Origin of the sequence: Sphingomonas sp. IC-56, from assembly GCF_021043375.1 — a bacterium.
Taxonomy (GTDB): Bacteria; Pseudomonadota; Alphaproteobacteria; order Sphingomonadales; family Sphingomonadaceae; genus Sphingomonas.
Window position 1 is genome coordinate 65118 of record NZ_JAJNDV010000004.1, and the last position, 16621, is coordinate 81738.

Annotated in this window: 17 protein-coding genes; all 17 read right to left on the reverse strand. The window is 64.5% G+C overall.

All coding sequences use genetic code 11. The annotated features are described in order from the left end of the window. Positions 1-5: 5 nt before the first annotated feature. On the reverse strand, positions 6-740 hold the full coding sequence (locus LQ953_RS06940; RefSeq protein ID WP_231030003.1) for a biotin--[acetyl-CoA-carboxylase] ligase: 735 nt from the start codon (positions 738-740) through the stop codon (positions 6-8). Further along, positions 707-2155: an NADH-quinone oxidoreductase subunit NuoN gene (nuoN, locus tag LQ953_RS06945; RefSeq protein WP_231030004.1), complete on the reverse strand. Its 1449-nt coding sequence runs from the start codon at positions 2153-2155 to the stop codon at positions 707-709. Before nuoN ends, LQ953_RS06940 begins: the two co-directional genes overlap by 34 nt. Continuing rightward, positions 2155-3723, reverse strand: coding sequence for an NADH-quinone oxidoreductase subunit M (locus LQ953_RS06950; protein WP_231030005.1), 1569 nt, complete (start codon positions 3721-3723; stop codon positions 2155-2157). Before LQ953_RS06950 ends, nuoN begins: the two co-directional genes overlap by 1 nt. Then, on the reverse strand, positions 3720-5834 hold the full coding sequence (gene nuoL / locus LQ953_RS06955; RefSeq protein WP_231030006.1) for an NADH-quinone oxidoreductase subunit L: 2115 nt from the start codon (positions 5832-5834) through the stop codon (positions 3720-3722). Before nuoL ends, LQ953_RS06950 begins: the two co-directional genes overlap by 4 nt. After that, complete coding sequence (gene nuoK, locus LQ953_RS06960) at positions 5834-6139, reverse strand: NADH-quinone oxidoreductase subunit NuoK (RefSeq protein ID WP_184083463.1); 306 nt, start codon at positions 6137-6139, stop codon at positions 5834-5836. The genes nuoL and nuoK overlap by 1 nt, the downstream gene beginning before the upstream one ends. After that, on the reverse strand, positions 6136-6747 hold the full coding sequence (locus LQ953_RS06965) for an NADH-quinone oxidoreductase subunit J (protein WP_231030007.1): 612 nt from the start codon (positions 6745-6747) through the stop codon (positions 6136-6138). The genes nuoK and LQ953_RS06965 overlap by 4 nt, the downstream gene beginning before the upstream one ends. Before the next feature lie 60 nt (positions 6748-6807). Next, on the reverse strand, positions 6808-7293 hold the full coding sequence (gene nuoI, locus LQ953_RS06970) for an NADH-quinone oxidoreductase subunit NuoI (RefSeq protein WP_231030008.1): 486 nt from the start codon (positions 7291-7293) through the stop codon (positions 6808-6810). Next, positions 7290-8342 carry an NADH-quinone oxidoreductase subunit NuoH gene (gene nuoH, locus LQ953_RS06975; RefSeq protein WP_231030009.1) on the reverse strand — a complete coding sequence of 351 codons (1053 nt, stop codon included), beginning with the start codon at positions 8340-8342 and terminating at the stop codon, positions 7290-7292. Before nuoH ends, nuoI begins: the two co-directional genes overlap by 4 nt. Then, positions 8339-10360, reverse strand: coding sequence for an NADH-quinone oxidoreductase subunit NuoG (gene nuoG, locus LQ953_RS06980; RefSeq protein WP_231030010.1), 2022 nt, complete (start codon positions 10358-10360; stop codon positions 8339-8341). The genes nuoH and nuoG overlap by 4 nt, the downstream gene beginning before the upstream one ends. Continuing rightward, positions 10360-11664, reverse strand: a complete 1305-nt coding sequence (nuoF, locus tag LQ953_RS06985) for an NADH-quinone oxidoreductase subunit NuoF (RefSeq protein WP_231030011.1) — start codon at positions 11662-11664, stop codon at positions 10360-10362. Before nuoF ends, nuoG begins: the two co-directional genes overlap by 1 nt. A gap of 1 nt (position 11665) precedes the next feature. Next, entirely contained in the window at positions 11666-11833 is a 168-nt protein-coding gene (locus LQ953_RS06990; protein ID WP_231030012.1) for a hypothetical protein, read from the reverse strand. Further along, positions 11830-12501, reverse strand: a complete 672-nt coding sequence (locus tag LQ953_RS06995) for a complex I 24 kDa subunit family protein (protein WP_231030013.1) — start codon at positions 12499-12501, stop codon at positions 11830-11832. The genes LQ953_RS06990 and LQ953_RS06995 overlap by 4 nt, the downstream gene beginning before the upstream one ends. Further along, the gene (locus LQ953_RS07000) at positions 12501-13736 is read right to left on the reverse strand and encodes an NADH-quinone oxidoreductase subunit D (protein ID WP_443026553.1); all 1236 of its coding nucleotides are present in this window, start codon (positions 13734-13736) and stop codon (positions 12501-12503) included. Before LQ953_RS07000 ends, LQ953_RS06995 begins: the two co-directional genes overlap by 1 nt. Beyond that, on the reverse strand, positions 13733-14635 hold the full coding sequence (locus LQ953_RS07005; protein ID WP_231030014.1) for an NADH-quinone oxidoreductase subunit C: 903 nt from the start codon (positions 14633-14635) through the stop codon (positions 13733-13735). The genes LQ953_RS07000 and LQ953_RS07005 overlap by 4 nt, the downstream gene beginning before the upstream one ends. Continuing rightward, on the reverse strand, positions 14632-15147 hold the full coding sequence (locus LQ953_RS07010; protein ID WP_231030221.1) for a NuoB/complex I 20 kDa subunit family protein: 516 nt from the start codon (positions 15145-15147) through the stop codon (positions 14632-14634). The genes LQ953_RS07005 and LQ953_RS07010 overlap by 4 nt, the downstream gene beginning before the upstream one ends. Positions 15148-15170: 23 nt before the next feature. Beyond that, positions 15171-15545, reverse strand: a complete 375-nt coding sequence (locus LQ953_RS07015) for an NADH-quinone oxidoreductase subunit A (protein ID WP_231030015.1) — start codon at positions 15543-15545, stop codon at positions 15171-15173. A gap of 192 nt (positions 15546-15737) precedes the next feature. Next, positions 15738-16559, reverse strand: a complete 822-nt coding sequence (locus LQ953_RS07020; RefSeq protein WP_231030016.1) for an inositol monophosphatase family protein — start codon at positions 16557-16559, stop codon at positions 15738-15740. Positions 16560-16621: the final 62 nt, after the last annotated feature.

The following is a 16621-nucleotide window of genomic DNA, read 5'->3' on the forward strand; positions in this document are numbered from 1 at the left end:
AGCCCCTAGAGCAGGAAGACGTCGGCTGCGTGAATGACACGCACAGAGCCGTCCGCCAAGCGCAGCATGAGCGCACCGCCGGCATCCAGGCCATCGAACAGCCCGTCCAGCGACGATCCGTCCGCAAGGCGGGCGGTGAGCGCAGTGCCGAGAGGGTGCGCGCGGGCGATCCAGCGGTCGCGCACTGTGGCCAGTCCCTCGCCACGCCAGCGGGCCAGCCAGCGCTCGAAGCTTTCCGCCAAAGTCTCGGCGAAGAGTTGCGGGTCGGGCGTTACGCCATGGGCGGTCAGGCTGGTCGCGGCGCGATCGAGCCCGTCGGGGGCTTCGGCCAGGTTGACGCCGAAGCCGATGATCACGGCATCCTCGACACGCTCGAGCAGGATGCCGGAAAGCTTGGCGCCGTCGACCAACAGGTCGTTGGGCCATTTGAGCGTCGCGTGGACGCCGAACACCGCGACGGTTTCCTCCAGCGCCACAGCCGCGACCAGCGCCAGGGTTGCGGGCGACGGATCACTGGGGCGCAGGCGGACCAGCGTGCTGGCGTAGAGATTGCCGGCGGGAGAGACCCATGCCCTACCCTGCCGGCCCTTGCCTGCCGTCTGGCGCTCAGCGCGGAGCCACAGGCCCTCGCCGGCGCCGCCACGGGCCAGCTCGGCGAGGTCTGCGTTGGTAGAACCCGTCTGCGCGACAGTCCGAACGGTTGCGGTCAGAAGAGCGCCTTCGCCGCCAGCATCGTCCATGCGCCGAGCGGCAGCAGCAGCGGCCAGCCGAGCGGGGAGATCACCGCCGCGGTCAGCGCGATCAGCCCGCCCTCGACCATGCCGGGCTTGCCGTGGAAGGCAGGTGCCGGCTCGTCGAAGTACATCGTCTTGACGATGCGCAGGTAATAATAGGCGCCGATCGTGGAGGCGGCAGCGCCGACCACCGCGAAGACGATCAGGCCAGCTTGCACCGCCGCCATGAACACCGCAAGCTTGGCAAAGAAGCCGAGCAGCGGCGGGATCCCGGCGAGGCTGAACATGAAGATCGCCAGCGCCGCGGCGAGGCCGGGGCGCGTACGCGACATGCCGGCCAGGCTGGCGATATCCTCGATCGGCTCACCATCGGGGCCGCGCATCTGCAGCACCACCAGGAAGCTGCCGATGGTCATGACGACATAGATCGCGAGGTAGGTCAGCACACCCGACACACCCTCAGCCGTGCCTGCGGCAAGGCCGATCAGCGCGAAGCCGACATTGTTGATCGACGAATAGGCGAGCAGGCGCTTGACGTTGGTCTGGCCGATTGCCGCCACGGCGCCGAGGATGATCGATGCGAGCGAGGCGAAGATCACGATCTGACGCCAGTCGTGGAGCGCGGGGCCCATGGCCTCAATTGCGACACGGACAGCGAGTGCGACCGCGGCAACCTTGGGTGCCGAGGCGAAGAACGCCGTCACGGGCGTGGGTGCGCCTTCGTACACGTCCGGAGTCCACATGTGGAACGGCACGGCGCTCATCTTGAAGGCAAGACCCGCGAAGATGAACACCAGGCCAAACAGCAGGCCCATCGAGCGCTCACCGCCGGTGTACGCCGAGGCGATGCCGTCGAACATGGTGGTGCCCGAGAAGCCGTACACCAGGCTGATGCCGTAAAGCAGGATGCCCGAGGCGAGCGCGCCCAGCACAAAATACTTCAGACCGGCTTCGGCCGAGCGCGCGTCGCGGCGCATGAAGCTGGCGAGCACATAGCTGGCGAGGCTGAGCAGTTCGAGGCCGACATAAAGCGTCAGCATGTCGCCGGCGGAAACCATCATGCCCATGCCTGCCGTCGCCAGCAGGATCAGCACCGGATATTCGGGACGCAGATCGTCGCCCGAGGTGCGCTGGAAGAAGCGCGGCGCGATGAGGATCGAGACGCCGGCGGCGACGTAGATCAGTACCTTGCAAAAGGCAGCGAACATGTCGGCCCGGTACAGGCCGTCAAACGCCTCGCCGCCGGAGGATGCCGGGCCCATCAGCGCGATGCCCGCGCCGACCAGCACGGCGACCGCCGCGAAGCTGACCAGCCTGGTCGACTGGTTCCCGCCCCATGCGGCGAGGAGCATCAACACGATCGAGCCTGCCGCCAGCACCAGCTCGGGCAGAGTCATCAGCAGTTGCAACGAGTAATCCATCAGTGCGCACCCCCATGCGCGGGAGCAGCACCATGGGCTTCGCCGTGTGCAGGCGCTGCCGGGTGGCCCGGGGTCGGTTTGGAGTCACCAGCCGGGGCGGCACGCTCAAGACGCGCGACCAGACGGGCGGTGTCGGCGCGCATCGGCGCCAGGAAGCTTTCCGGATAGACGCCCATCCACAGCACCGCTGCGGCAACGGGCGCGAGCAGCGCGATTTCGCGCGCTGACAGGTCCGGCATGGCCTTCACGTCGTCCTTGGTCAGGTCACCCCACACCACGCGGCGGAACAGGTACAGCATGTACGCGGCACCCAGGATGATGCCGGTCGTGCCGATCAGCGCGGTGATGGTCGAGACCTGATAGACGCCAGCGAGGCCGAGGAACTCGCCCACGAAGTTGCTGGTGCCCGGCAGGCCGATCGAGGCCATGGTGAACAGCAGGAACAGCACGGCGTAGCGCGGCATGTTGATCGCGAGGCCACCATAGCGGTTGATCTCACGGGTGTGCAGCCGGTCATAGATGACGCCCACGCACAGGAACAGCGCGCCCGACACCAGGCCGTGGCCGAGCATCACCATCATCGCGCCTTCGATCCCCTGCGGGTTGAAGGCGAACAGGCCCATGGTCACGATCGCCATGTGCGCCACCGACGAATAGGCGATCAGCTTCTTCATGTCGCTCTGCACCAGTGCGACGAGCGAGGTGTAGACCACCGCGACGCAGGAAAGCGCGAACACCAGCCACATCAGCTGCGCCGAGGCTTCGGGGAACATCGGCAGCGAGAAGCGCAAGAAGCCATAGCCGCCGAGCTTCAGCAGCACGCCCGCCAGGATCACCGAGCCTGCGGTCGGCGCCTGCACGTGCGCGTCGGGAAGCCAGGTGTGGACCGGCCACATCGGCATCTTGACAGCGAACGAGGCGAAGAAGGCCAGCCATAGCCAGGTCTGCATCTGTGGCGGGAAGTCATGCGCCATCAGCGCCGGGATCGAGGTGGTGCCGGTCATCAGCACCATCGCGATCATCGCGATGAGCATCAGCAGCGAGCCGAGCAGCGTGTACAGGAAGAACTTGTACGACGCGTAGATGCGGTTCTGTCCGCCCCAGATGCCGATGATCAGGAACATCGGGATCAGGCCACCTTCGAAGAAGATGTAGAACAGGAACAGGTCCTGCGCGGCGAAGGTGCCGATCATCAGCACCTCAGTCAGCAGGAATGCCGACATGTACTCCGGCACGCGCTTCTGGATCGCTTCCCAGCTTGCCCCGATGCAGATCGGCATCAGGAAGACCGAGAGCACGATCAGCATCAGCGCATAGCCGTCGATGCCGAGCGCCCAGGCGAACTGGGCGGTGCCCATGTCGAACAGCGGGACGTGCTCGACGAACTGCCATTGCGGCGCACCGGCGCCCATCTGGAAGTTCGACCAGAGCAGCGCACCTAGCGCCAGGTCGATCAGGGTCGCGGCAAGCGCGATCCAGCGGGCACCCTTGTCGCCAGCGAAGAGGCAGGCGATCGCCGCGATCGCAGGGACCGCGAGCATGACGGAGAGGATCGGGAAACCGCTCATCCTGCGATCACCCAGGTCAGCGCCGCGGTGAGGCCGATCAGCATGATGAACGCATAAGTATAGAGATATCCCGATTGCAGCTTCACCGCACCGACGGCGCCCACGCGGACGACATTGGCGAGCCCGTTGGGGCCGAAGCGGTCGATGGTCTTTTCGTCACCCGCCTTCCAGAGCAGCCGGCCGATAGCGAATGCAGGCCGGACGAACAGGAAGTTGTAGAGTTCGTCGAAATACCACTTGTTGAGCAGGAAGGTGTAGAGCGGACGGATGTGCTCCGCGATCGCGCTCGCGAGGCCCGGCTTGACCACATAGGTGTACCAGGAAATGCCGAGGCCGAGCAGCATGGCGATGGTTGCCGACAGCTTCACGCCCATGGGCACTTCATGCATCGCGTGCATCAGATGCTCGTTGAAGAACAGCGAGCCCTTCCAGAAGGCGGCACCTTCTTCAGCCTCGATGAAGAAGCCGTGGAAGACGAAACCTGCAGCGATCGCGCCAACCGTCAGCACCAGCAGCGGGATCAGCATCACGATCGGGCTCTCATGCGGGTGATAGCCCGCCGTGCCCTCAGGCGCGTGATCGTGCAACGCATGGGTGGTGCTCGGCGTGTGGTGACCGGAGTCCTCCTGCGCCGGGGCATTGGCATGCTCGCTGCCATGGCCGTGCGTGTCATGGCTGTCATGACCGTGGCCATGCGCATCGTGCACCGCGTGCTGGATATGCTCGGAGCCTGCCCAACGCGGCTTGCCATAGAAGGTCAGGAACACGACCCGCCACGAATAGAAGCTGGTCAGCAGCGCCACGAACACGCCGACCCAGAAGGCGCTCGGCACGCCGGCCGCCCAGCTGGCTTCGATGATCGCATCCTTCGAGTGGAAACCGGCAAAGCCGATCGCGTCGAAGCCGAAGATGCCGGGGATGCCGACGCCGGTGATTGCGAGCGTGCCCGCCATCATCGTCCAGAAGGTCACCGGGATGTGCTTACGCAGGCCGCCATAGAAGCGCATGTCCTGCTCATGGTGCATCGCATGGATCACCGAGCCGGCACCCAGGAACAGCAGCGCCTTGAAGAAGGCGTGGGTGAACAGGTGGAACATCGCCGCGCCGTACGCGCCGACGCCGGCTGCGAAGAACATGTAGCCGAGCTGCGAACAGGTCGAATAGGCGATCACGCGCTTGATGTCGGTCTGGGTCGTGCCGACGGTCGCCGCGAACAGGCAGGTTGCGGCGCCGACAAAGGTCACCACGCCCATCGCCACCGAGCTCATCTCGAACAGCGGCGACATGCGGCAAACCATGAACACGCCCGCGGTCACCATGGTCGCGGCGTGGATCAGCGCCGACACCGGCGTCGGGCCTTCCATCGCGTCGGGCAACCAGGTGTGCAGGCCAAGCTGTGCCGACTTGCCCATCGCGCCGACGAACAGCAGCAGGCAGAGCACGGTGATCGTATCGACGCGCATACCAAGGAAGCCGATGGTCGAGCTGGCCATGTTGGGCGCGGCCGCCAGGATCTCGGGGATCGAGACCGTGCCGAACACCAGGAAGATGCCGAAGATGCCGAGCATGAAGCCAAGGTCGCCAACGCGGTTGACGACGAACGCCTTGATCGCGGCAGCCTGCGCGCTCGGCTTACGGAACCAGAAGCCGATCAGCAGGTAGGAGGCGAGACCGACGCCTTCCCAGCCGAAGAACATCTGCACCAGGTTGTTCGCGGTCACGAGCATCAGCATCGCGAAGGTGAACAGCGACAGATAGGCGAAGAAGCGCGGCTGATCCGGGTCCTCGCTCATATAGCCCCAGCTATAGAGGTGGACGAGCGCCGAGACGCTGGTCACCACCACGAGCATCACGGCGGTGAGCGCGTCGACGCGCAACTCCCAGGCGAAGCTCATCGTGCCGGATGTCAGCCAGTGCAGCACCGGCACGACCGTGGCTTCGGAGGTGCCGCTCAGGAACCCGATGAAGATCGGCCAAGACAGCGCGCAGGCGACGAACAGCGCGCCGGTCGTCACGATCTTGGGGAAAGCCGTGCCGAACGACTTGTTCGAGAAACCACCGATGATCGAGGCGATCAGCGGCAGGAAGACGATTGCGAGAATGGACGACATCAGCCCTTCATCCGATTGACGTCGTCGACCGAGATCGTGCCACGACCGCGGAAATAGATGACGAGGATTGCCAGACCGATCGCCGCCTCACCGGCAGCGACGGTCAGCACGAACATGGCGAATACCTGGCCGACCAGATCCCCGAGCGCCGCCGAGAAGGCGACGAGGTTCAGGTTCACGGCCAGCAGGATGAGCTCGATCGCCATCAGGATGACGATCAGGTTCTTCCGGTTCATGAAGATGCCGAGCACCCCCAAAGTGAACAGGATCGCCGAGACGACGAGATAATGGGTGACACCGATCACAGCTGCATCCCCTCACCCACGCCCGGGTTCATGTTGCGGGTCGCATCCTTCGAGCGGCGGTTGATCTGGTGGCTGACATTCTGCGGCCGCACATCGCTGCGCTGGCGGTAGGTCAGCACGATCGCACCGATCATCGCGACGAGCAGCACCAGGCCGGCGCCCTCGAAGATGAACAGATAGCGCGTGTAGAGCAGCCGTCCGATCGCCTCGATGTTCGGCACGTCCGACGCGATCGGCGCTGCGCGGCGGCTCATTTCGAGCCCGCCGGCGCTCCAGGCGCCGATGGCGATGATGATCTCGGCCACCAGCGCGACGGCGAGCGCAAGCCCGACGGCCGCGTACTTCATCACGCCCGAGCGCAGTTCGGCGAAGTCGATGTCGAGCATCATGACCACGAACAGGAACAGCACCGCGACCGCGCCGACATACACGATGACCAGCAGCATCGCGATGAACTCGGCGCCCGCGAGCACCATCAGCCCGGCGGCATTGAAGAACGCCAGGATCAGCCACAGCACGCTATGCACCGGGTTGCGCGACAGGATCGTGAGGGCGCCGGACAGGCACACCACGATCGCGAAGAGGTAAAAGGCCAGGGCTTGGATCACGCGACCGCCGCCTTTGCCGAAGGATGGTGAATCATCATGCGTCCCACTGTTGGCGCGCGCTTAACGGTACGGTGCATCGGCGGCAAGGTTCGCGGCGATTGCGCGCTCCCAACGGTCGCCGTTCGCGAGCAGCTTGTCCTTCTGGTAGATCAGCTCTTCGCGGGTCTCGGTCGAGAATTCGAAGTTCGGACCCTCGACGATCGCGTCGACCGGGCATGCTTCCTGGCACAGGCCGCAATAGATGCACTTGGTCATGTCGATGTCGTAGCGCGTGGTACGGCGGCTGCCGTCCTCGCGCGGCTCGGCCTCGATCGTGATCGCCAGCGCCGGGCAGACCGCTTCGCACAGCTTGCACGCGATGCAGCGCTCTTCGCCATTGGCGTAGCGGCGCAGCGCATGCTCGCCCCGGAACCGCGGCGACACCGGGTTCTTCTCGTACGGATAGTTGATCGTCGCCTTGGGCTTAAAGAAGTACCGCAAGGTCAGCCAATGCGCCTTGAGGAACTCCCAGAGCGTGTAGGAGCGGATGATCTGAGCGACGCTCATGCGGGAACTCCGACACGGGTCCACATCAGGAACCCGGAAACGAGGAAGACGAAGAACAGCGACAGCGGCAGGAAGATCTTCCAGCCCAGCCGCATCAGCTGGTCATAGCGGTAGCGCGGCACGGTTGCGCGCACCCAGCTGAACACGAAGAAGAAGAACAGCGTCTTGGCGAGCAGCCAGATGATGCCCGGCACCATGTACAACGGCGCCCAGTCGATCGGAGGCAGATAGCCGCCCCAGAACAGCGTCGCGTTGAGCACGCACATCAGGATGACGTTGGCATATTCGCCCAGCCAGAACAGCGCGAAGGCCATCGACGAATATTCCGTCTGATAGCCCGCGACGAGTTCCGACTCCGCTTCGGCCAGATCGAACGGCGCGCGCTGCGTCTCGGCCATGGACGAGATCAGGAACACGACCCACATCGGGAAGAGCAGCGGGTTAAAGCCGTGGCCGTTGAGGAAGCCGTAATAGCCCTGCTGGGAGTCAACGATCCCGCCAAGGTTGAAGGTACCCGACCACAGCACGACCGAGATCAGCACGAAGCCAATCGAGACTTCATACGACACCATCTGCGCAGCGGCGCGGATGGCGGAGTAGAAAGGATATTTGGAGTTGGACGACCAGCCCGCCAGGATCACGCCGTACACGCCGAGCGACGACGCCGCGAGCACGTAAAGCAGGCCGACATTGATGTTGGACAGCACGACGCCCGCCTGGAACGGCACCACCGCCCACACGATCAGCGCGACCGTGAAGGTGATGATCGGCGCCAGTAGGAACAGCCCGCGATTGGCGCTGGACGGGATGATGGTTTCCTGGAGGAAGACCTTCAGGCCGTCGGCGAAGCTCTGCATCAGCCCGAACGGGCCGACGACGTTGGGGCCACGGCGCAGCGCCATCGCCGCCCAGATCTTTCGGTCGGCATAAATGATCATCGCCACTGCCAGCATCAGCGGCAGCGCGATCACCAGGATCCCGACGATCGTGGCGACGAACCAGGCCCAGCCATAGCTCATGCCAATGGTGTTCTGGAAAAACGCGGTCATTCCGCGGCCTCCGCATAGTCTTCGCCGTGGAGCAGTTCAGCCGAGCAGCGCTGCATCGTCGGCGACGCACGGCAGATGGCGTTGGTGAGATAGAAGTCCTGGATCGGATAGGTGATCGGGCCTTCGGCATCGACGGCAAGCGCCGGTGCGTCCCAGGCATAGCTCACCAGACCCTCTTCGCGCAGCGCCGGGACTTCGGCCGCCATCGCGGCGCGCAGTTCCTCATAGCTGTCGAACGGCAGCGTGCGGCCGAGCTTTTCCGAGAGCGCACGCAGGATCGTCCAGTCCTCACGCGCATCGCCCACCGGGAACACGGCACGCTCGGCGCGCTGCACCCGACCTTCCAGGTTCACATAGGTGCCCGGCTTCTCGGCATAAGTAGCGGCGGGCAGGATCACATCGGCGTGATGCGCGCCCTTGTCGCCATGATGGCCGATGAACACCTTGAAGCTGTTCGCGAACATCGCGAAGTCGGCCTCGTCGGCACCCAGGAAGAAGGTCAGCTTCGGCGCGGCGCGGAAGATGTCGCCCATGCCGCCCTTTTGCGCGAAGCCCAGCATCAGCGCGCCCATGCGGGCGGCCGCGGTGTGGATCACGCCAAAGCCGTTCCAGGTCGTGCCGTCCTCGAGCGTACGCACGAGATTGGCCGACTTGGCGAAGGCCAGTGCGGCGCCATGGCCCCTGGCCACTGCACCCGGGCCGACGATCGCAAGCGGACGCTTCGCGCCGTCGAACGCCTGCGCCAGCGATTCCGGCAGCGTGCCGAGCACGCCCAGATCGTTGCCCAGCCATTCGACCTTGTAGGTCAGGTCCGTCTCGGGCCCGATCGCGAAGACCTTGGCGCCCTTCTTGATCGCCTTGCGGACGCGCGTGTTGATCAGCGGCGCTTCCCAGCGGAGGTTTGTGCCGATCAGCAGGATCGCGTCGGCATCCTCAACGCCGGCGATTGTCGGGTTGAACGCCACCGCGCCCATGCTCGACACGTCATAGGACATGCCGGTCTGGCGGCTCTCGATCAGGTCGGAGCCCATCGCCTTTACCAGCGACTTGGCCGCAAACATCGTCTCGCAGTCGAGCAGATCGCCGGCGATCGCCGCGACGCTGGACCCAGCATCCTTTGCGACCGCCGCGATGACGTCGAACGCTTCATCCCAGCTGACCGGGACCAGCTTGCCATCCTTGCGGACGAACGGACGGTCGAGGCGGCGGCGGACCAGGCCGTCGACATGGTAGCGGGTCTTGTCGTGCGCCCACTCCTCGTTCACGTCCTCGTTGATGCGCGGAAGCACCCGCATCACCTGACGTCCGCGGCTGTCGGCACGGATGTTGGTGCCGACCGCGTCCATCACGTCGATCGACAGGTTCCGGCGCAGCTCCCAGGGGCGGTATTCGAACGCCACCGGCTTGTGGGTCAGCGCGCCGACCGGGCACAGGTCGACCGCATTGCCGGAAAGCTCGCTCTTGAACGCCTTTTCCAGATAGGTCGTGATCTGCATGTCCTCGCCGCGATAGATCGCGCCGATATCCTCCACGCCGGCCACTTCCTCGCCGAAGCGGACGCAGCGCGTGCACTGGATGCAGCGGGTCATGATCGTCTTGATGATCGGACCCATATATTTCTCGGTCACCGCGCGCTTGTTCTCGGTATAGCGCGAGTGGCTCCGGCCATAGGCCAGGCTCTGGTCCTGCAGGTCGCATTCGCCGCCCTGATCGCAGATCGGGCAGTCGAGCGGGTGGTTGATCAGCAGGAATTCCATTACGCCTTCGCGCGCGGCCTTCACCATCGCGCTGTCGGTGCGGATTTCCTGATTGTCGGCAGCCGGCAGCGCGCACGAAGCCTGGGGCTTGGGCGGTCCGGGCTTCACCTCGACCAGGCACATGCGGCAATTGCCGGCGATCGACAGCCGCTCATGATAGCAGAAACGCGGGATTTCCTTGCCCGCGGCTTCGCAGGCCTGAAGCACGGTGGCGCCCTGCGGCACCTCCACTTCGATTCCGTCGACTTTGACCTTTGGCATTATTCGGCAGCCTCTTGCATCGGCGCATCGCCGGTGCCGTTGCGTTCAATGATCCGCCGCTCGATCTCGGGGCGGAAGTGACGGATCAGGCCCTGGATCGGCCAGGCGGCGGCGTCGCCCAGCGCGCAGATCGTGTGACCTTCGACCTGCTTGGTGACCTGCTGGAGCGTGTCGATCTCGCTGATGTCTGCGTCGCCGGTGCGCAGCCGCTCCATCACGCGCCACATCCAGCCGGTGCCTTCGCGGCAGGGCGTGCACTGGCCGCAGCTCTCATGCTTGTAGAAGTAGGAGAGCCGGGCAATCGCGCGGACGATGTCGGTGGACTTGTCCATGACGATCACCGCTGCGGTGCCAAGGCCCGAGCCGACGGCGCGCAGGCCGTCGAAATCCATCGGCGCGTCCATGATCTCGGCAGCCGGCACCAGCGGCACCGACGATCCGCCCGGGATCACCGCGAGCAGATTGTCCCAGCCGCCGCGAATGCCGCCGCAATGCTTTTCGATCAACTCGCGGAACGGGATGCTCATCGCTTCCTCGACCACGCAGGGCTTTTCGACATGGCCCGAGATCTGGAAGAGCTTGGTGCCCTTGTTGTTCTCACGCCCGAAGGACGAGAACCATTCGGGTCCACGCCGCAGGATCGTCGGGGCAACGGCAATCGACTCGACGTTGTTGACCGTCGTCGGGCAGCCATAGAGGCCGGCGCCCGCCGGGAATGGCGGCTTGAGGCGCGGCTGGCCCTTCTTGCCTTCCAGGCTTTCGAGCATCGCGGTTTCTTCGCCGCAGATATACGCGCCGGCACCGCGGTGCACGAACACGTCGAAATCATAGCCGGAGCCCGAGGCGTTGCGGCCGATCAGACCGGCGTCATACGCTTCGGCGACCGCTGCGAACAGCGTCTCAGCCTCGCGGATATATTCGCCGCGAATGTAGATGTAGGCCGCGCGCGCGCGCATCGCGAAGCCGGCGATCAGCGCGCCTTCGATCAATTTGTGCGGATCGTGGCGGATGATCTCGCGGTCCTTGCACGAACCGGGCTCGGATTCGTCGGCGTTGATCACCAGGAAGTTCGGCCGCGTCGGGCTCGGCTCCTTGGGCATGAACGACCATTTGGTGCCGGTCGGGAAACCCGCCCCGCCCCGCCCGCGCAGGCCAGACGCCTTGATGCGGTCGATGATCGTGTCCTGCCCCAGCTGCATCAGCCGGGCAGTGTTGTCCCAATCGCCACGTGCGCGTGCAGCCGGCAGGTTCCACGGCTGGTAGCCGTAGAGATTGGTGAAGATGCGATCCTTGTCGGCGAGCATCTCAGCGGGCGCCCTTCTTGAAGAACATGAGGTAAATCAGCACCGCCAATCCGATCAGGATCAGCGGGCCCAGCAGGCTGAAGGTGATCTTGAGCACCCAGCCGGCAACGACGAGTCCGCCGATGATGGCGAGGATCGTCACGACGAGGTTCTTGTTGCCCCCGCTCATGCCCACTCACCGCGGTAATCATGGTTCTCGTTGACCATCGCCGTCAGCGTGGTCGGACCGCCGACCGGCTCCACCGTGTGGCGGCCCGGCTCCTGCGTGCCTGCCCTGGGCTGATCGCCGGCGGCCAGGCGATCGAGGATCGCCACCGTGCGGTCGAACGTGAGGTCTTCGTAATTGTCGTCGTTGATCTGCACCATCGGTGCCGACGCGCAATTGCCCAGGCACTCGACCTCGGACAGCGTGAACATGCCGTCCTCGGTGGTGTGGCCCTTCTTCATGCCGCGGCTCTTGCACGCCGCCAGAACGTCGTCCGACCCGCGCAGCATGCACGGCGTCGTGCCGCATACCTGCACATGGAAGCGGCCGACCGGCGCGAGATTGAACATGGTGTAGAAGGTCGCGACTTCGAACACGCGGATATAGGGCATCTCCAGTTCGCGCGCGACGAACTCGATCACCGGCACGGGCAGCCAGCCCTGCGTGTTCGTCTCCGCACCAACCTGGCGCTGAGCAAGGTCGAGGAACGGGATCGTGCACGACATCTGCCGGCCGGCCGGATAGCGGCCCATGATCTCGCGCGCCTTGTCGGCATTCGCCTGGGTCCAGGCGAAATTACCCCAGCGTGCGCGGGTCTCGGCCTCGTCGGGGATCTGCGGTGCGTCAGCCATTAGCGGTCACATTCACCAAAAACGATATCCATCGCGCCCAGGATCGCGGTGGTGTCCGCGAGCATGTGGCCCTTGGACATGAAATCCATTGCCTGAAGATGGCTGAACGCCGTCGGGCGCACCTTGCAGCGATACGGCTTGTTGCTGCCGTCGCTCACCAGATACACGCCGAATTCGCCCTTGGGGCTTTCGGTCGCCACATAGACTTCGCCTTCGGGCACGTGGAAGCCCTCGGTGAAGTGCTTGAAGTGGTGGATCAGCGCTTCCATCGACTGCTTCATCGCCCCGCGCGAGGGCGGCACGACCTTGTTGTCGAGCGTCTTCACCGGGCCTTCGGGCATCTGCTGGAGGCACTGCTTCATGATCCGCGCGGACTGGCGGACCTCCTCCACGCGCACCATGAACCGGTCGTAGCAGTCACCACGCGTGCCGACCGGAATGTCGAACTCGACCCGGTCATAGGCGTCGTAAGGCTGCGACCGGCGGATATCCCAGGGGATGCCGGCGGCACGGATCATCGGGCCGGAGAAGCCCCAGCGCATCGCGTCCTCACGGCTGACGATCGCGATGTCTACGTTGCGCTGCTTGAAGATGCGGTTCTCGGCCACCAGGCTGATCGCATCCTCGAACAAGCGCGGCAGGCGCGTGTCGAGCCAGTCGGCGATGTCGGTCAGCAGCTTCAGCGGCACGTCCTGACGGACGCCGCCGACGCGGAACCAGTTGGCGTGCATGCGCGCACCCGACGCGCGCTCATAGAAGTTCATGCAGTCTTCGCGCAGCTCGAACAGCCACAGATTGGGCGTCATCGCGCCCACGTCCATGACGTGCGAACCCAGGTTCAGCATATGGTTCTTGATGCGGGTCAGCTCGGCGAAGAAGGTCCGCAGATACTGGGCACGGATCGGCACTTCCAGATCGAGCAGCTTCTCGACGGCGAGCACATAGGAGTGCTCCATCGCCATCGGCGAGCAATAATCGAACCGATCGAAGTACGGCAGCGCCTGGGTGTAGGTCTTGTACTCGATCAGCTTTTCGGTGCCGCGGTGAAGCAGGCCCACGTGCGGATCGACGCGCTCGACGATCTCGCCGTCGAGCTCGAGCACCAGGCGCAACACGCCGTGCGCCGCCGGGTGCTGCGGGCCGAAGTTGATCGTGTAGTTCTGGATCGCGACGTCACCCGTGTTCGGGTCCTTGACGGTGTCGCGCTCCATCATCGCTTCAACGGTATCGGTCATTGGTTCTGACCCTCACCCTTGGTCGGACGGACATCCGGATCCTTGGGCATGTTCTTGCTGTCTGCATCCACCGACGTAGCGCCCCCCTCAGTGTCGCCAGGCGTGTCGGAGGTCTTGGGCGTCTTGGCGCGCGGTTCGACATCTTTCGACGCCAGTTCGCTTGCCTTGACTACGTCGTCCGCCTTTACGGGCGTGGGTGCACCCTTTTCCTGCGGGACGGGCGGTGCGGTGGGAGACGGCGACGGGCTCGACTTGCCCTGCGGCGTATCACCCGGACCCGCGCCCGGCGCCTTCTCGTCGCCCGGCAGCACGTATGCGGCACCTTCCCACGGGCTCATGAAGTCGAAATTGCGGAAGTCCTGCGCCAGGTTCACCGGCTCATAGACCACACGCTTTGCCTCTTCGGAGTAGCGCATCTCGACATAGCCGGTCATCGGAAAGTCCTTCCGGAGCGGATGCCCCTGGAAGCCATAGTCCGTCAGGATCCGGCGAAGATCCATGTTGCCGTCGAACAGCACGCCGTACAGATCGTATACTTCGCGCTCGAGCCAGCCGGCGACCGGCCAGATGCCCGTTACCGACGGCACCGACTGCTCCTCATCGGTCATCACGCGCACGCGAATGCGGTGGTTCCGAGTGAGGCTCAGCAGGTGATAGACGATGTCGAACCGCTCGGGGCGCTGCGGATAGTCCGCGCCGGCGATCTCCATCAGCATCTGATATTCAAGGCCGGGCGTGTCGCGCAGCGCGATCATCACATCGACCAGCGACGCACGCTTCACCGTCAGCGAGACCTCGCCAACAGCATCCTTGCTCTCCACGATTGCGCTACCAAGTGCCGCCTGCGCAGCCTCGATCACGCCTTCGTTCGAGGCATAGCGGGGAGCAGGCGCCTTCACCGTTCCAGCGTCCCGATGCGGCGGATCTTCCGCTGCAGCTGCATCACGCCGTAGAGCAGCGCTTCGGCGGTCGGCGGGCATCCGGGAACATAGATGTCGACCGGCACGATGCGGTCGCAACCGCGCACGACGCTGTAGCTATAGTGATAATAGCCGCCGCCGTTCGCGCACGATCCCATCGAGATCACGTACTTCGGCTCGGACATCTGGTCGTACACGCGGCGCAGCGCCGGCGCCATCTTGTTGCACAGCGTGCCCGCGACAATCATCACGTCCGACTGACGCGGAGACGCGCGCGGCGCGGCGCCAAAGCGCTCCATGTCATAGCGCGGCATGTTGACGTGGATCATCTCCACCGCACAGCATGCCAGACCAAAGGTCATCCACCACAGCGAGCCGGTACGCGCCCACTGGAACAGCTCCTCGGTCGAGGTTACCAGGAAGCCCTTGTCGCCGATCTCGGCATTGATATCGTCCAGAAACGCGGGATTGGGGAGCGTCCCCGGTGCCATTTGCGGCTGGGTCGGGCTGAGTTCTACTCCCACTCCAACGCACCTTTCTTCCAAGCGTAAACGAGACCGAGCGTGAGCTCGGCAATGAAGATCATCATCGAAATCCAGGCGGTCCAGCCGAGATCAAAAACGCTGACTGCCCAAGGATATAGGAAGGCAGCTTCGAGATCGAAGATGATGAACAGAATGGCAACGAGATAAAAGCGCACGTCAAATTGGCTGCGCGAATCCTCGAAGGCGGGGAAGCCGCACTCATATTCAGTGAGCTTTTCCGGAGTCGGCTTATGCGAACCGGTCAGCCGCCCCACCGCCATGGGCAGGAACACGAAGGCGCTTGAAAGCACCAGTGCCACTCCCAGGAACAGGAGGATCGGCAGATATTGAATCAGATCAACCAAGATGCCTTCTCGCGGATGCGGAATCTAAGCGGGCTTCTAGGACTCTGAAGGGGGTGCGGCAAGGCCCGGAACCCCTGAGAATCACTCGCAATAATAAGATGTAACATTGCACGCCAACAGGCGCCGCCGGCAACGGCAGCGCCTCTCGCTAGGATTGACTGAAAGCCGGCGGCCGGACCGCCGGCGAACCGGTCAGTTGTTGCGCAGAGCGCCCGCGACCAGCTTGTGCAGCTTGGAATGGAGCACGTCATTGGCGGCAAGGAACTGGTTGCGCTCACGCGCCATGTCCTGGCCGCGATAGTCGGTGACAAAACCGCCGGCTTCCTTGACCAGCAGCATGCCCGCCGCGACGTCCCAAGGCTTCAGGTCCGATTCCCAGAACCCGTCGAAGCGGCCCGCCGCGACCCAGGCAAGATCCAGCGCCGCGGCGCCCAGCCGGCGGATGCCCGCCACTTCGGGTGCAACGGCGCCGAAGATGCGAGTCCATTCGGCGAAATTGCCATGGCCCATGAAGGGAATGCCGGTGGCGATCAGTGCGTCGGGCAGCTCCCGCCGCGCCGACACGCGCAGCCGCTGATCCTGCAACCACGCGCCCCGGCCCTTCTCGGCCCAGAAGCTTTCGTCGGTCAGCGGTTGATAGATATAGCCGTGCGTGATCTCGGGCTTGCCCTGCGTGCCGCGGGGATCCTCCACCGCGATCGACATGCAGAAATGCGGAATGCCGTGGAGGAAGTTGGACGTGCCGTCGAGCGGATCGATGATCCAGCGCGGCAGGTCGGGATCGCCTTTGATCTCGCCGCGCTCCTCGACGAGGAAACCCCAATCAGGACGTGCCTTCTGGAGTTCCTCGATCAGCGTGTCCTCGGCGCGGCGGTCGGCCATCGACACGAAGTCGGCAGGCCCCTTGCGGCTGACCTGGAGGTGCTGAACCTCGTTGAAGTCACGGCGCAGCCGCGGACCCGCCTTGCGGGCCGCACGCTCGATGACGGTGATGATGCCGGAATGGGCTACCAAAACAAAACTCCAAATCTCCCTCTCCCACCTGCGGAAGAGGGTCGGGGTGAGGGTCTCACGGC

Coding starts and splice junctions, on each gene's coding strand:
- LQ953_RS06940 (WP_231030003.1), bottom strand. CDS start 740: ATGGACGATGCTGGCGGCGAAGGCGCTCTTCTGACCGCAACCGTTCGG.
- nuoN (WP_231030004.1), bottom strand. CDS start 2,155: ATGGATTACTCGTTGCAACTGCTGATGACTCTGCCCGAGCTGGTGCTG.
- LQ953_RS06950 (WP_231030005.1), bottom strand. CDS start 3,723: ATGAGCGGTTTCCCGATCCTCTCCGTCATGCTCGCGGTCCCTGCGATC.
- nuoL (WP_231030006.1), bottom strand. CDS start 5,834: ATGTCGTCCATTCTCGCAATCGTCTTCCTGCCGCTGATCGCCTCGATC.
- nuoI (WP_231030008.1), bottom strand. CDS start 7,293: ATGAGCGTCGCTCAGATCATCCGCTCCTACACGCTCTGGGAGTTCCTC.
- nuoH (WP_231030009.1), bottom strand. CDS start 8,342: ATGACCGCGTTTTTCCAGAACACCATTGGCATGAGCTATGGCTGGGCC.
- nuoG (WP_231030010.1), bottom strand. CDS start 10,360: ATGCCAAAGGTCAAAGTCGACGGAATCGAAGTGGAGGTGCCGCAGGGC.
- nuoF (WP_231030011.1), bottom strand. CDS start 11,664: ATGCTCGCCGACAAGGATCGCATCTTCACCAATCTCTACGGCTACCAG.
- LQ953_RS06990 (WP_231030012.1), bottom strand. CDS start 11,833: ATGAGCGGGGGCAACAAGAACCTCGTCGTGACGATCCTCGCCATCATC.
- LQ953_RS06995 (WP_231030013.1), bottom strand. CDS start 12,501: ATGGCTGACGCACCGCAGATCCCCGACGAGGCCGAGACCCGCGCACGC.
- LQ953_RS07000 (WP_443026553.1), bottom strand. CDS start 13,736: ATGACCGATACCGTTGAAGCGATGATGGAGCGCGACACCGTCAAGGAC.
- LQ953_RS07010 (WP_231030221.1), bottom strand. CDS start 15,147: ATGGCACCGGGGACGCTCCCCAATCCCGCGTTTCTGGACGATATCAAT.